We start from the raw sequence: 13,558 nt of genomic DNA, 5'->3' as shown, positions 1-13,558 counted from the left end.
CCGGGGTGACGGATCATCTGCACTACCATGTGGTGCCGCGCTGGAACGGCGATACCAACTTCATGCCGGTGTTCGCCGATGTCCGTGTGGTGCCCCAGCACCTGGAAGAAACCTATGGGCTGCTGCGGCAGGCTTTTCTAGAGGCGGTCGGCGAAGCTTAGGTCGCGGCGCACGCGCAACTTTTTGAATTCCGCGCGGCCCCGTGCTACCCTGGCGCCGCCGAAATTCCCACCCGTTGACAAGACACTCCCCCATCTTCCTGGAAAGGATGATCGCTCAATGCTTGAACTGCTCAAACAGGGCGGCCCCTTCATGTGGCCCATCGGCGCCTGCTCGGTGATCGCGCTGGCTATTTTTCTGGAGCGGGCCTTTGTCTATTTCCGTATTCGCCAGGGATCGGATCATCTGCTGCGCGAGATCGAAAAACTCGCCGCGCAACGCAAGTTCGACGAGGCCGTCATCATCTGTCAGCGCACCGGCACGCCCCTGGCGCGCATTTTCATCGCGGCCCTGCGTGCCGCCGGCCGCAGCCGCGATCAGATCAAGACCCTGGTGGAAGAAGCCGGCAATCGCGAGGCCGCGCCCCTGGCGCGCTATCTCGGGCTGCTCGCGACCATCGCCAATATCTCGCCGCTCTTGGGGCTGCTGGGCACGGTGTGGGGCATGATCCAGGCCTTCAACGTGATCGCCACCCAGGGCGTCGGCACCCCGGCGACGCTGGGCGGGGGTATCTCCCAGGCTCTCATCACCACCGCCGCCGGTCTGACCGTGGCCATTCCCACCATTCTCGGCCATCGCTACCTGAGCGGCCGGGCCGAGCGCATCACCCTGGAGATGGAAGAATATTCCCTGCACCTCGTCGATTTGCTGGAGAGCTAGACCATGGCTTTTCGCCGCAGACGTTCGGAGGAAGTACGCGTCGATATCACCCCCATGGTCGACGTGGTCTTTCTGCTGCTGATTTTTTTCATGATTTCCACCACCTTCGTGGAAACGCCGGGCATCGACATCAAACTGCCGGAATCTGGCGCCCAGGCCATCGAGCGCGAACCCGAGGAACTTAAGATTTATCTTTCCCGCGAGGGCGATATTTTCGTCGGCGAGGAAAAAACCACTCTCGACGCCTTGCGCGAACGCCTCACCGGCTACGGGCCGCGGGCCGCGCAAACCACTTTTCTGCTGTTGGCGGATCGCGAGGCCAGACATGGCCGGGTCGTGGAGCTGATGGATGCCGCCCGCGCCGCCGGGTTCAGTCGCCTGGCCATCGCCACGGAGGAGGAGCGCCCTCGCTGATGGATCGGGAACTGCTCATCGGCATCGATCTCGGCGGCACCAATTGCCGCCTGGCCCTGGTTGATGGACAGGGCCAAATCGGCGCGGGCGCGCGACTATCGAGTCGCGAGTTCCAGGACGCCGAGGCGTTGCTGGCGCGCCTGGTCCTGGAGTGTCGCGCCCTGGTCGAGCAGGTGCGCCTGCGGGGCGCAAAGGTGAAGGCGGTGGGGGCCGGAGTGCCGGGACTGGTTGACGGCGCGGGCCGGGTGATCGTGGCGCCCAATCTGGGGATCCTCGACGGGTTGGCGTTTGCCGCGGAACTTGAACGGCGCCTTGGCTTGCCCGTGGCCGCCCTCAACGACGCCAACGCCAGCGCCTGGGGCGAAAGGATCTGGGGCGCGGGGCAGGACCTGGATGCCTCCCTGACCCTCACTCTCGGTACGGGAGTGGGCGGCGGAATCATCCTCGACGGGCGGTTGTGGGCCGGCCCCGACGGTTGCGCCGGCGAAGTCGGCCATCTTAATGTCGAACCCGAGGGGCGCCCCTGCGGCTGCGGCAGTCGCGGCTGTCTGGAACAATACTCCTCGGCGACGGGCATCCTGCTGTCGGTGCGCGAGGCCCTTGGCCAGGGTCGTGCATCGGTTCTGGCGCAACTGGAAGGCGCCGCCCTGACCGCCGCGGCCGTCGGCGAGGCCGCGCGCCAAGGCGACGGCCTGGCGCTGGAGGTGCTGGGCGAGGCCGGACGGCGCCTGGGGCAGGTTCTGGCCGCCGTTGTCAATCTGCTTGATCTCGACGGGGCGGTGATCTGCGGCGGTGTGGCCTCCAGTCTCGACCTGTTGCTGCCGGCCCTGCGCCGTGAACTTTTCGCGCGTGCCTTCGCGCGCCCCGCGCAGCGCCTCCGGATTGTTGCCGGCGCCCTCGGCGACAATGCGGGCATTCTTGGCGCGGCGCATTTTGCCTGTCATCCACTTGCGGCCTGGAAGATGTCCAAGGGGTAGGACGCTTTGTAAGATTTAAATTATTGTTTTTTGCTAATTATTTCTTGACCTGGACAAGGAAGACGGTTAGTCTTCAGGTGTTGTCGAGCGAAGAACACAGGGGGGCTTGAAGGTGTGAAGGCCAATCGGAACGTCGATCGCAAATTGCTCTATGCGCTGGGTGGGGTGGGCCTCGGCATTCTCGCGCCCATCGGTTGGATTCTGCTGCATCCCTTGTTGTTCCGGTCGCCGGACCTGGGCTTCTGGGAACACGTGGGGCGCAGCCTGGTCAGCGGCGGCGAAAATCTGGCCCTTTACCTCTACATGGGGGGAGGGACGGCCGTGGTTCTGGGCTGCTTCGGTTTTTTCATCGGCAAGTCGAGCCAGGCGATTCACGAACGCGCCCGCAGCCTCAATGAACTCAATCAAGCCGTGGCCAGCCAGAAGGAAGAATTCGAGCGGCGCTTCCGCGATCTCAATTCCAGCATTAAGAACTTTCACGCCATCAACGCCAATATCCAGAAGACCATTGTCGCCGATGAGGTGCTGAACCTGGCGGCCGAGGGCCTGCATCGCATCCTCGGTTATGACCGCGTCAACATCTTCATGGTCAACGAAACCCGCGACGCCTTTAACTGGGTGGCCTGTCGGGGTGGCGACGCCTCGGGTTCCCTGCCGGCCATTCCCCTGGATCGCCGCGCCGGCGCCCTGTTTCTCGCGGCCAACGAGCGGCGCATCATTCTCGTGGACAACGTGCGCGCCATGGCGCCCGAGTATCGCCTGGAGCCGCCTTTGCGCGATCTTCCGCAACTGCGCTCGCGCAGCTTCATTCTCTGTCCGATCATCGTCAACGATCAGGTGGTCGGACTCTTCGGCGTCGATAACAAGTCCAAGCAGAAGAACCTTGACGAAACCGACGTGGATACCGTCAAGCTCTTTGCCGATCAGGTCTCGGCGGCCCTGACCAAGATCAATTTGATCGGCGCCGTGGAAACCTTGATTCGCGAACTCAACCACACCTTCGACGATTTCTCCAGGTACCGCGAGGATTACTCGCGCCAGATCTCCTCCCTCAAGCGCGCCACGGCCTCCACGGCCTCATCCATCACCGAAATCGCCGGCGGCGCCGATGTGGTGCGCGACGCGGTCAACAGCACCCAGTCGGCGTCCAGCGAGATTTCCGTCTCCATCGAGGAAGTGTCGCAGAACATGAAGCTGCTTACCGACTTCATGGAAAATTCCATCTCGGCCATGACCGAGATTTCCACGACCATTCGCACCGTGGAGGAAAACGGCGCCATTTCCCAGCAGATGTCGGAAACCGTGCAGAAGCAAGCCGAGGATGGGGTGGCGGTGGTGGCCAACACCCTGGAGGGATTGCAGGGCATTGCCCTGGCGGTGCGCGATGCCGCGGCGGTCATTGAAACCCTGTCGCAGAAAAGCCAGGAAATCGATCACATCACCACGGTTATCAACGAAATTACTCAAAAAACCAATCTGCTGGCGCTCAATGCGGCGATCATCGCCGCCCAGGCCGGCGAGCAGGGACGCTCCTTCGGCGTGGTGGCCGAGGAGATTCGCGGGCTCTCCCAGGAAACGGCCAGTTCCACGGGCGCCATCACCCAAATCATTCAGGAGATCCAGGATTCCACTCAGCGGGCGGTGGGTCACATCGGCCGCACGGGCGAATGGGTGGACAAGGGACTGGAGATGGGACGCGGCACGGAAAAATCCCTGCGGCGCATCCTGGAGAGTTCGGTCAACGCCATGGGCATGGCGCGCGAGATCCGCAGCGCCACCCAGGAAGTCGCGCACAGCGCCGAATACGTCAGCAAATCCATCGAGGAACTGGGCGAAATGGCGGCCCAGGTGTCCCTGGCCTTTCGCGAGCAGGCCCAGGGCACCCGCAGCATCGTCAAGTCCATCGAGGACGTCAAGAACATGGCCGAGGACATGGTGGTGGCCACGGCCAAGCAGGAGAAGGACACCCGCGACATCGAAACCGGCGTCGAATCGGTGCAGGAGATGGCGGAGCGGATCTTTTCCGAGATGGAGGGGCGCCGCAAGCAGAGCCGCGAGGTGGTGGAGCGCCTGGAGCGGCTCAAGCAGGCGTGACGGTGTGACGACCGATTTGCGGAGGATCATTCAAAAGGGGGCTTGTCGCCCCCTTTTCTATTTGGAAAATCCGTCGATGAGATGCAGTACCTTCTCGCGATGCGGGCAGCGTTCGCGTTCGTGGGCGCAATTTTCGATTTCGCAGGGCTCGATGTGGATGGTGACGTCGGCGCCGCGAATCTCCTCTTCGATGCGTTTTTCCAGGTGATCGGCGATGCGATGGGCCTCTTCCAGGGAGAGGTGACGGCACAGCGTCAGATGAAAATCCATGATCTTCTGGGAACCGGCGCGGCGCGTGCGCAGGTTGTGGAAATCGAGATGCAGATCACCGTGGGCGCGGATCAGGCTGGTGATTTCGGCGCGCACCGCTTCGGGCAATTCCTCGTCCAGCACGTCGCGCAGGCCGTGGCGCACCAAGCGCGCGGCCTCGAACAGAATGTAGCAGGCGATGGCGATGGACAGCACCGGGTCGAGCCAGGGCAGGTCGAGAAGCCGGATCACCACCAGGCCGACCAGCAGGCCGGCGTTGGTGTAGACGTCCATGGAAAAATGTAGCGAATCGGCCTTGAGGGCCGAGGAATCGGTTTCGTCCGCCACGCGCAGCAGGTGGCGGCTGATCAGCCACGAGGCGACGAGGGAGATCAACAGCACGGCGATGCCGCCTTCGACGCCACGCAGTTCGCTGCCGGTGAGGAGCCGCCGGATCGATTCGGCGATGATCAGCAGCCCCGAGAGGGCGATGATGGAGCTTTGCGCCAGGGTGGCCAGGGTTTCGTATTTGCCGTGGCCGAAGGGGTGACTCTGGTCGGCGGGTTTTTCCGCCTGGGTGATGGCGACCAGATTGACCCCGGACATGAGGATGTCGAGGAGGGAATCGACCGCCGAGGACAGGATCGCCATGGAGCCGGTGAGCAGGCCCGTCACCAGCTTGAGCACGGCAAGCCCCGACGCGGTGGCCACCGAGAGGCGGGCGGCCCTAATTTTGCGGTTGACTTGGGCCACCGTCGCTCAGTCCTTGAGGCTGCAGGCCCGTTCCCAGCTCAGGTAGCCGTCGCCGGTGATGGCCCAGAAGGATTCGATGCGCTCGTGGTAGAAAGCGAGGTCCGCGCACGCCTCGGCAAGCTCTTCGGCCTGGTGCGCGCTGATCAGGCCCTGGTCCGCGAGAAAGCGGTAGAAGGCGGCGATGCCCCGCAGGTGCGCGCTGAGCTCGCCCATGTTGGGCTCAAGGTTTTTGATGATGTACCAGGTGCCGCCGAACTGGCGGATGCGGGCCGGGGAGATGCGCAAGAGGTTGTCCTGGCGCTCGGCGATGATGAAGTCGCGCAGGAAATAGTCCGCGCCCCAGGCGAGGGCGGCGCCGTCCTCGGCACTCAGACCCTTTTCCTGGGTTGAATGTTCGTAGAAGCGCCGCAGCAGACTTCGGCAGAGTTCATCGACGCGGATTTCGTCGGCGAGGTCGGCCACGGTGAAATTTTCTTCGGCGAACACCTTGTCCGGGGTTTGGCTCATAGGGTAAGCTCCCGTGGTTTTTCAGATTCGCGTCATTGTGCGCAGGTCGCTCCGGGCGGTCAAGGGTTTTGCCCGGGTTTTCCGCGAATTTCAGGCAATGCCACATCTTTCGCATATTTACATCCCTTCGCGGCTTTGTTAACATAATTCCGTTTGACTTGGCCCAGTCGTTTCGAGGTGTTTCGCGCATGTCCAGCAGCACCCCCATGATGCGTCAGTATCTGGAGATCAAATCCCAGCATCCCGACGCCATTCTCTTTTTTCGTCTCGGCGACTTCTACGAGATGTTCATGGACGATGCCGTCACCGCCTCGCGGGTTCTCGGCTTGACCCTGACCTCGCGCAACAAGGGCGCGGCCGAGCAGGTGCCGCTGTGCGGCATCCCCTATCACAGCAGTCAGGGCTACATCGCGCGCCTCATCGACAACGGCTTCAAGGTCGCCATCTGCGAGCAGGTGGAAGATCCGCGCGATGCCAAGGGCATCGTGCGTCGCGAGGTGGTGCAGGTGGTCACCCCCGGCCTGGTGGTCGACGGCGATAATCTCCAGCCCAAGGAAAACAACTTCCTGCTGGCCTTGACCGGGGGGGATGGCGGCGTGTTGGGCCTTTCCTGCCTGGACATCACCACCGGGGCTTTTCGGCTGACGGAATGCCGGGACCTGGACGACCTGCGCAGCGAACTCCTCTCCCTGGATCCCCGCGAGGTGCTGCTTGCCGGCGAGGGCGCGGGCCAGGAACTGGAGGCGGCGCTGCGTCCGGTGCTGGAGGGGCGCCTGGTGACGCGCCTGCCCGAATGGGTGTTCGAGGAGGATCGCGCCCGGCGTCTGCTGCTCGATTTTTTCGCGGTGGCAAGCCTGCAAGGCTTCGGCTGCGAGCATCTCAGTGTCGGTGTACGGGCCGCGGGCGCGGTGTTGCACTATCTCCAGCAGACCTTGCAGGGCAGCCTGGAGCACATTCGGGGCCTCTCGCCCTATCTTGCCGGCGAGCACCTGATTCTCGATGCGTCCACCCGCCGCAATCTGGAACTGACCGCCACCCAGGGCGAGGGACGGAAAAAGGGCTCGCTGCTCGGCGTCATGGATCGCACGGTGACCGCCATGGGCGGGCGCAAGCTGCGTCACTGGATTCAGTATCCCCTCGCCGACGTGGCTCGCATCCGCGCGCGGCTGGCGGCGGTGGGCGAACTGCGGGAGCAGGTCGGTCCGCGCGACGAGCTGCGCAGCGCCCTCGATGGTGTTTATGACCTCGAGCGGCTGGGTGCGCGCATCGCCATGGCCAGTGCCGGCGCCAAGGACCTGACGGCTTTGCGCGCCTCGCTGGAGAGGCTTCCCGGCATTCTGGAATTCGTCGCGCCCCTGACGGCCCCCCTGCTGGTCAAGCTGGCGGCGGCCATCGATCCCCTGGAGGATGTGCGACAACTGATCGCCGAGGCCCTGGTCGATGATCCGCCCTTCGTGCTGCGTGAAGGGGGCCTCATCCGCGACGGTTTCAATGCCGAACTCGATGAACTGCGTCTGATCAGCCGCGAAGGCAAGGGCTGGATCGCGCAGCTCGAACTGCAGGAGCGTGAGCGCACCGGCATCGGGTCCCTCAAGGTGCGCTACAACAAGGTCTTCGGCTACTACATCGAGATCACCCGCACCCATCTGGCGCGCGTGCCCGCCGATTACGAGCGCAAGCAGACCCTGGTCAACGCCGAGCGCTTCGTCACCCCGGCCCTCAAGGACTACGAGAGCAAGGTGCTCGGCGCCGAGGAGCGCATCCAGGCGCTGGAGTACGACCTGTTTCAGGAAGTGCGCCGCCAGGTCGCCCTGCTGGGGCCGCGCTTGCAGGGCACCGCCGATGCTTTGGCTGAACTCGATGTGCTGCTGGGCCTGGCGGATCTGGCTCACGAAGCCGATTATGTGTGTCCCGAAGTCGATGAGAGCACGCGGCTGCATATCGAGGAGGGGCGTCATCCGGTGGTCGAGCGCATGCATCTTGGCGAGCGCTTCGTGCCCAACGATGTCCTCCTCGATACCCAGGAAAACCAATTGCTGGTGATCACCGGCCCCAACATGGCCGGCAAGTCGACCTACATGCGTCAGGTGGCCCTGATCACCCTCATGGCCCACATGGGCAGCTTCGTCCCGGCGCGCGCCGCGCGCATCGGGCTGGTGGACCGCATCTTTACCCGTGTCGGTGCGAGCGACAACCTGGCCTCGGGGCAATCGACCTTCATGGTCGAGATGACCGAAACGGCCAACATCCTGCACAACGCCACGCCGCGCAGTCTCATCATCCTCGATGAGATCGGGCGCGGCACCTCGACCTTTGACGGCCTGAGCATCGCCTGGGCGGTGGCCGAATACTTGCATGACCAGGCGCAGGTCGCGGCCAAAACCCTGTTCGCCACCCATTACCACGAACTGGCCGATCTGGCCCAGACCCGCGAGCGCGTCAAGAACTGGAACGTGGCGGTGCGCGAATGGAACGATCAGGTGATTTTCCTGCGCAAGATCGTCAAGGGCAGCGCCAGCCACAGCTACGGCATCCAGGTGGCGCGCCTGGCGGGCATTCCCGCCGCGGTGGTGGAGCGGGCCAAGGAAGTGCTGCGCAACCTCGAGGCCGGCGAATTCGGTCGCGAGGGCGAGCCGCGCCTGGCGCGCAGCCGGCGGAGGTCGCAGGCGCCCAATCCGCAACTGTCCCTGTTCGGGGGCGGCGAGGATGCCCTGCGGCGGCGTCTGGAAGAGATCGACGTCAGCGTTCTGACGCCTTTGGAAGCCCTCAACCTGCTCGACAGTCTCAAGAAGCTGGTCTGAGGGGCCGTCTCGGGGTTTCGGGGCGAACAAGACACTTCATCGAGGGACCTTCATGAATCCCATGAAAACTTTTCTGATTTTTACTCTCATGCTGCTCCTGGCGCCGAGCGGCGTCCTGGGGCAGGGACGCGCCCCGGCCAAGGTGCAGGATCTGCGCTTCTGGAGCAACCCGACCTACACGCGGGTGGTCATCGACGTCTCCCGCGAGGTCGAGTACCGATTCGCCACGCTGCCCGCCGATCCCAAGGCCGGCATCGGTCATCGCCTCTATGTCGATATTCTCGGCGCCGAGCGGGCTGCGACCCTTAAGGCCGGCTATCCCGTGGAAGACGGCCTGCTCAAGCAGGTACGTCTCGGCAGCCCTCAGGCGAGCACCACGCGGGTGGTGTTCGATCTGACCAAGCTTGGCGACTACAAGGTGTTTCACCTCGCCGATCCCTTCCGCATCGTTATCGACCTGGCCGGGGGCGGATTGCCGTCCATCAGCAGCAACGCTCCGGAAATCCGGGCTCTGCCGCCCGCACCGCCGGCCGCCAAGCCCACGGCACCACCCGTGGCCAAGGCCCCGGCCAAGGCGTCGCCGGGCAAGGATGACGGCATCGGGCGCATTCTCGATCGCGCGCCCGACGACAAGCCCTTGAGCATCCATCTGCCCAGCGGACAGGAGCGCGCGAGCCTGCGCCGCATCGTGGTCGATCCCGGCCATGGCGGCAAGGATCCGGGGGCGGTAGGGCCCAACGGTATCCTCGAAAAAGACGTCAATCTGGCCATGGCCAAGCTGCTCAAGGCCCATCTCGAAAAAGAGCTGGGGGTGGAAGTCCGGCTCACTCGCGACCGCGACGTCTATTTGTCCTTGCAGGAGCGCACCGCCATCGCCAATCGCCTCGATGCCGACCTGTTCATTTCCCTGCATGCCAACGCCAGCCCCAACCGCGGCGCCTATGGCACGGAAACCTATTTCCTCAATCTGGCGCGCAGTGAGCAGGCGGCCGCGGTCGCCGCGCGGGAAAACGGCACCACGCTCAAGGAAGTGGGTGATCTCGAGGCCATTCTCTTCGACCTCATGGCCAACGCCAAGATCAACGAATCGAGCCGCCTTGCCTCGGAGATTCAAAAAGCCCTGGTCTCCGATCTCAGCCGCAGTTTCACCAACATCAAGGATCTGGGCGTGCGCCAGGGGCCTTTTCACGTGCTGATCGGCGCCACCATGCCCTCGGTGCTGGTCGAGGTGGCCTTCATCAGTCATCCGCGCGAAGAAGCCCTCTTGGCCGATCGCCAGTTTCAGGACAAAAGCGCGCGCGCCATTGCCCGCGCGGTGCGCAATTACGGCGTCGCCCTCAATCTGCTGGCGCAAAACTGATGCCCCGCGCCAAGGCCGCCGTCCCCGTCAACTCCTCTCGCCCCCCGAGTTCGCATTCATGAGCCCCCAGACCACGACTTTCCCCATCGATCCCCATTTCCCCCCGAGCCTCCTGACGCCTTCCGTGGAGGAGTTCGAGCAGCGGCGCCCCCTTCTGCTCCAGGCGGCCCGCGGCTATCTGGACGCCGGCCAAAAGAGCATCCGCGGGCTGCATGAAGCCGGCGCGAGCGGAACCCGGGTGGTGACGGATCTCACCCGCATGTTCGATCTGCTCATCGCGACCCTCTGCCGGGCGGTGTCGGCCGACCTGGACCAGGGCCGCTTCGGCCAGTGCGCCCTGATTGCCCTGGGGGGATACGGTCGCTGCGAGCTCAATCCGCGCTCGGATATCGACATCATGTTTTACTACAATCCGCGGGATCGGGAATTCGCCCAAAAAATTTCCGAGCGCATGCTCTATCTGATGTTCGATCTGGGACTGGATGTGGGCTTCAGCGTGCGCACCCGCCAGGATTGCCTCGATCTGGCCGAGCAGGACGTGACCGTGCGCACGGCGCTTCTCGATTCGCGCTTCGTGGCGGGCGACGAAAGCTTATACCAGGATTACCTCGCCCAGGTGCTCGAGGTGCTGCTCAACCGCAACAGCCAGGGGTTCATTCGCCAGAAAATCGAGGAAAACCAGAAACGCCTGCAAAAATACGGCAGTTCGGTTTATTTGCTGGAGCCCAATCTCAAGGAAGGCGAGGGGGGGCTGCGGGATCTGCACGCCGCGGTCTGGATCGCCCGCGTCAAATACAAGGCGCGCAGCCTCAAGGATCTGGTGATCAAGGGGGTGATCTCCGAGCGCGAGCAGCAGGAATTCGAGGCGGCCTTCGACTATCTGTGGCGCATTCGCAATCACCTGCATTATCTGAGCGCGCGCAAGAGCGACCAGATGCAGTTCAATCACCAGGAAAAAATCGCCGAATTCCTGGGTTATCACAACAACCGCAAGGCGCTGGCCGTCGAACAGTTCATGCAGGATTATTACTACCACGCGACCCGCGTGGAGCATCTCGCCTCCTCTCTGATCGCCCGCATCACCCAGCAGGACAAGCCTTCCGCGCGGCTGCTCGGCTACCTGACCCGCCGCCAGATCGAACCAGATTTCTACATCCTGCGTGGGGAACTGCGGGTCAACGGTTCGACGGTCTTCGCCCAGGATCCGGCCAAGATGATGCGCGCCTTTCTGCTGGCCCAGCGTCATCAGGTGCCCATGAGCCTGGCTCTCAAGGGCATGATTCGCGACACGCTGCCCCTGCTCAACGACAAGGTGCGCCGCGCCCGGGCCATCAACGAAACCTTTTTCGAGATCCTGCGGGGGCCGCGCGACGTCGGCCAGACCTTGCGCGAGATGCACCACCTGCAGTTCCTCAATCGCTTCATCCCCGAGTTCGGCCGGATTTTCTGCAAGGTGCAGCACGACCTCTACCACACCTATACGGTGGACACCCATTCCATCTTCGCCGTGGAAGAGATCCTCAAACTGCGCGCCGGCGAATATGCCGAGAAGCACCCGGTGCTCACGCGCCTGGCCAACGACATCGAAAAGCCCGAACTGCTCCTGCTGGCCGTGCTGTTTCACGACATCGGCAAGGGCGAGGGCAAGGACCACGCGAACAAGGGGGCCGATCTGATGCCCACCATCGCCCGGCGCTTCGGCCTCAACCGCGAGGACAGCCAGCGTCTGGAATTTCTGGTGCGCCGGCACCTGGACATGGCGCACATCGCCCAGCGGCGCGACCTGCACGACGATCAGCTCATCATTCAGTTCGCGCGCACCATGGGCATGAGCGAAAACCTCAAGATGCTCTACCTGCTGACCTTCGCCGATTTGCGCGCCGTTGGTCCCGATGTGTGGAACGACTGGAAGGGCATGCTGCTCCATGAACTCTACGAAAAGACCTACCAGGTGCTGGAAAAGGGCGACTTCGAAATGGAGAAGCGCTCGGAAAAACTGCGCAACCGCAAGCGCAACGTCCTGGAAAAACTTCACGACGAGTTCGACCAGCGGTTGGTGCGCGACCAGCTGCGCGCCATGAGCACGCGCTACCTCATGAACTACCGTTCGGCGGACATTGCCGAGCATCTGCGCCTGGCTCTGGGGCGCGGCACCCGCACCCTGGCCCTCAAGGTCGAGCATGAAACCCGGCGGGGCTTTTCCCAGGTGACCCTCTCCACCCTGGATATTCCCGGACTGTTCTCCAAGATCACCGGGGTCATGGCCGCCAATGCCATCAACATTCTCGGCGCGCAGATTCACACCCGGCGCAACGGCGAGGCCCTCGACATCCTGCAGGTGGCCGCCCCCGGGGGGGGCACCATCGAGAATCCGGAAAAATGGCAGCGGGTGGAGGAGGAACTGACGGCGGTCATCGAAGGCCGGGCGCGGGTCGAGGAACTCGTCGCCAAGCGCCGCCCGCCGGCATTCATGATCGAGCGCCCGCGACCGCGCTTTCCCAATCGCGTCGAAATCGACAACGAAGCGTCCGCCCAGTACACGGTGATTGAAATCTATGCCCACGACAAGGTGGGTCTGCTGTACCAGATCACCAAGACCCTCAAGGAACTGGGACTCTACATCGGCGTGGCGAAGATCTCGACCAAGGTCGATCAGGCGGCCGACGTCTTTTACGTCCAGGACATTTTCGGGCAGAAAATCCTGGGCGAGGAAAAGCAGGTGGAGATCAGGCGGCGCATGCTGGCCTGCCTCGACGAGGATTAAAAACCGGTTTTTCCGTAGGTGGTTATGGAGCAACATCTCGACCATTTCATGAACTATCTGGCCGTCGAGCGCGGCCTGGCGGCTAACACCCTCGAAGCCTACGGGCGCGACCTGGCCCGCTACGCCGATTTCCTCGACAAGCAGGGGGTCTCGGCGATCGACGCCATCACCCCGGCCCATGTGGTGGGCTTTCTCGGCGCCTTGCGCCAAGAGGGTCTGGCGCCGCGCAGCCAGACGCGCTCCCTGGTCGCGGTGCGCACCTTCCACAAGTTTCTGGTGGCGGAAAAAGTCACCGCCCTCAACCCCGCCGCGCGCATCGAATCCATGCGCCTGACCCAGGCCCTGCCGCAGGTTCTCTCGCCCAGGGAAGTGGAGCGCCTGCTCGCCGCTCCCCGCGAAGCCGACGCCATCGGCGCGCGCGATCGCGCCATGCTGGAGCTGCTTTATGCCACGGGGTTGCGGGTTTCCGAACTGGTCGGCCTCAAGCTTGGCGACGTGCAGGCCCTGGTCGGCTGCGTGCGCACCCTGGGCAAGGGGCGCAAGGAGCGGGTGGTGCCCGTGGGGGAAACGGCGCTGGCCGAGTTGGATACCTACCTGCAAGGTCCGAGGGCGCTGCTGGAGAAAAAATCCGGTAGTCCCTACCTGTTTCTCAATCGCTCGGGGCGGGGGTTGACACGCCAGGGGTTCTGGAAGATTATTAAGCGCCGCGCGCTGCAGGCCGGTATCCGCAAGAACATCACGCCCCACACCCTTCGCCATT

General features: G+C 63.5%; 10 protein-coding genes. 8 read left to right on the top strand and 2 right to left on the bottom strand.

The genetic code is table 11. The features are described from left to right. The first annotated feature begins 279 nt into the window (after positions 1 to 279). The 4 genes from QAT43_RS10455 to QAT43_RS10440 all read left to right on the top strand — a co-directional run bounded on the left by QAT43_RS10455 (position 280) and on the right by QAT43_RS10440 (position 4,364). Positions 280 to 879 carry a MotA/TolQ/ExbB proton channel family protein gene (locus QAT43_RS10455; protein ID WP_305043016.1) on the top strand — a complete coding sequence of 200 codons (600 nt, stop codon included), beginning with the start codon at positions 280 to 282 and terminating at the stop codon, positions 877 to 879. Positions 880 to 882: 3 nt separating this feature from the next. Further along, positions 883 to 1,293: an ExbD/TolR family protein gene (locus tag QAT43_RS10450; RefSeq protein ID WP_305043015.1), complete on the top strand. Its 411-nt coding sequence runs from the start codon at positions 883 to 885 to the stop codon at positions 1,291 to 1,293. Then, positions 1,293 to 2,270 (top strand): ROK family protein, encoded by a 978-nt coding sequence (locus QAT43_RS10445; RefSeq protein ID WP_305043014.1) that lies wholly within the window; start codon positions 1,293 to 1,295, stop codon positions 2,268 to 2,270. The genes QAT43_RS10450 and QAT43_RS10445 overlap by 1 nt, the downstream gene beginning before the upstream one ends. Positions 2,271 to 2,384: 114 nt before the next feature. Beyond that, positions 2,385 to 4,364, top strand: coding sequence for a methyl-accepting chemotaxis protein (locus tag QAT43_RS10440; RefSeq protein WP_305043013.1), 1,980 nt, complete (start codon positions 2,385 to 2,387; stop codon positions 4,362 to 4,364). A 57-nt stretch (positions 4,365 to 4,421) separates the two neighbouring features. Here the strand turns inward: QAT43_RS10440 and QAT43_RS10435 are convergent, their stop codons facing one another. Further along, positions 4,422 to 5,366: a cation diffusion facilitator family transporter gene (locus QAT43_RS10435; protein ID WP_305043012.1), complete on the bottom strand. Its 945-nt coding sequence runs from the start codon at positions 5,364 to 5,366 to the stop codon at positions 4,422 to 4,424. Positions 5,367 to 5,372: 6 nt separating this feature from the next. Beyond that, positions 5,373 to 5,873 carry a hypothetical protein gene (locus QAT43_RS10430; protein ID WP_305043011.1) on the bottom strand — a complete coding sequence of 167 codons (501 nt, stop codon included), beginning with the start codon at positions 5,871 to 5,873 and terminating at the stop codon, positions 5,373 to 5,375. A gap of 188 nt (positions 5,874 to 6,061) precedes the next feature. Here QAT43_RS10430 and mutS point away from each other — a divergent pair, with 188 nt between their 5' ends. The 4 genes from mutS to QAT43_RS10410 form a co-directional block, all read left to right on the top strand. After that, a complete protein-coding gene (gene mutS, locus QAT43_RS10425; RefSeq protein WP_305043010.1) occupies positions 6,062 to 8,674 on the top strand; it encodes a DNA mismatch repair protein MutS in 2,613 nt (870 codons plus the stop codon). Between the two features lie 61 nt (positions 8,675 to 8,735). Beyond that, the gene (locus QAT43_RS10420; protein WP_305043009.1) at positions 8,736 to 10,034 is read left to right on the top strand and encodes an N-acetylmuramoyl-L-alanine amidase; all 1,299 of its coding nucleotides are present in this window, start codon (positions 8,736 to 8,738) and stop codon (positions 10,032 to 10,034) included. 58 nt (positions 10,035 to 10,092) lie between these two features. Then, positions 10,093 to 12,798 (top strand): [protein-PII] uridylyltransferase, encoded by a 2,706-nt coding sequence (gene glnD / locus QAT43_RS10415; protein ID WP_305043008.1) that lies wholly within the window; start codon positions 10,093 to 10,095, stop codon positions 12,796 to 12,798. 24 nt (positions 12,799 to 12,822) lie between these two features. After that, positions 12,823 to 13,558, top strand: a 736-nt coding sequence (locus QAT43_RS10410) for a tyrosine-type recombinase/integrase (RefSeq protein WP_305043007.1), incomplete at its 3' end; no start/stop codon positions are given.

Origin of the sequence: Geoalkalibacter sp., from assembly GCF_030604225.1 — a bacterium.
In the GTDB taxonomy this organism is placed as follows: domain Bacteria; phylum Desulfobacterota; class Desulfuromonadia; order Desulfuromonadales; family Geoalkalibacteraceae; genus Geoalkalibacter.
This window is presented reverse-complemented; position numbering and strand designations above follow the sequence as displayed.

Coding starts and splice junctions, on each gene's coding strand:
- QAT43_RS10455 (WP_305043016.1), top strand. CDS start 280: ATGCTTGAACTGCTCAAACAGGGCGGCCCCTTCATGTGGCCCATCGGC.
- QAT43_RS10450 (WP_305043015.1), top strand. CDS start 883: ATGGCTTTTCGCCGCAGACGTTCGGAGGAAGTACGCGTCGATATCACC.
- QAT43_RS10445 (WP_305043014.1), top strand. CDS start 1,293: ATGGATCGGGAACTGCTCATCGGCATCGATCTCGGCGGCACCAATTGC.
- QAT43_RS10430 (WP_305043011.1), bottom strand. CDS start 5,873: ATGAGCCAAACCCCGGACAAGGTGTTCGCCGAAGAAAATTTCACCGTG.
- mutS (WP_305043010.1), top strand. CDS start 6,062: ATGTCCAGCAGCACCCCCATGATGCGTCAGTATCTGGAGATCAAATCC.
- QAT43_RS10420 (WP_305043009.1), top strand. CDS start 8,736: ATGAAAACTTTTCTGATTTTTACTCTCATGCTGCTCCTGGCGCCGAGC.
- glnD (WP_305043008.1), top strand. CDS start 10,093: ATGAGCCCCCAGACCACGACTTTCCCCATCGATCCCCATTTCCCCCCG.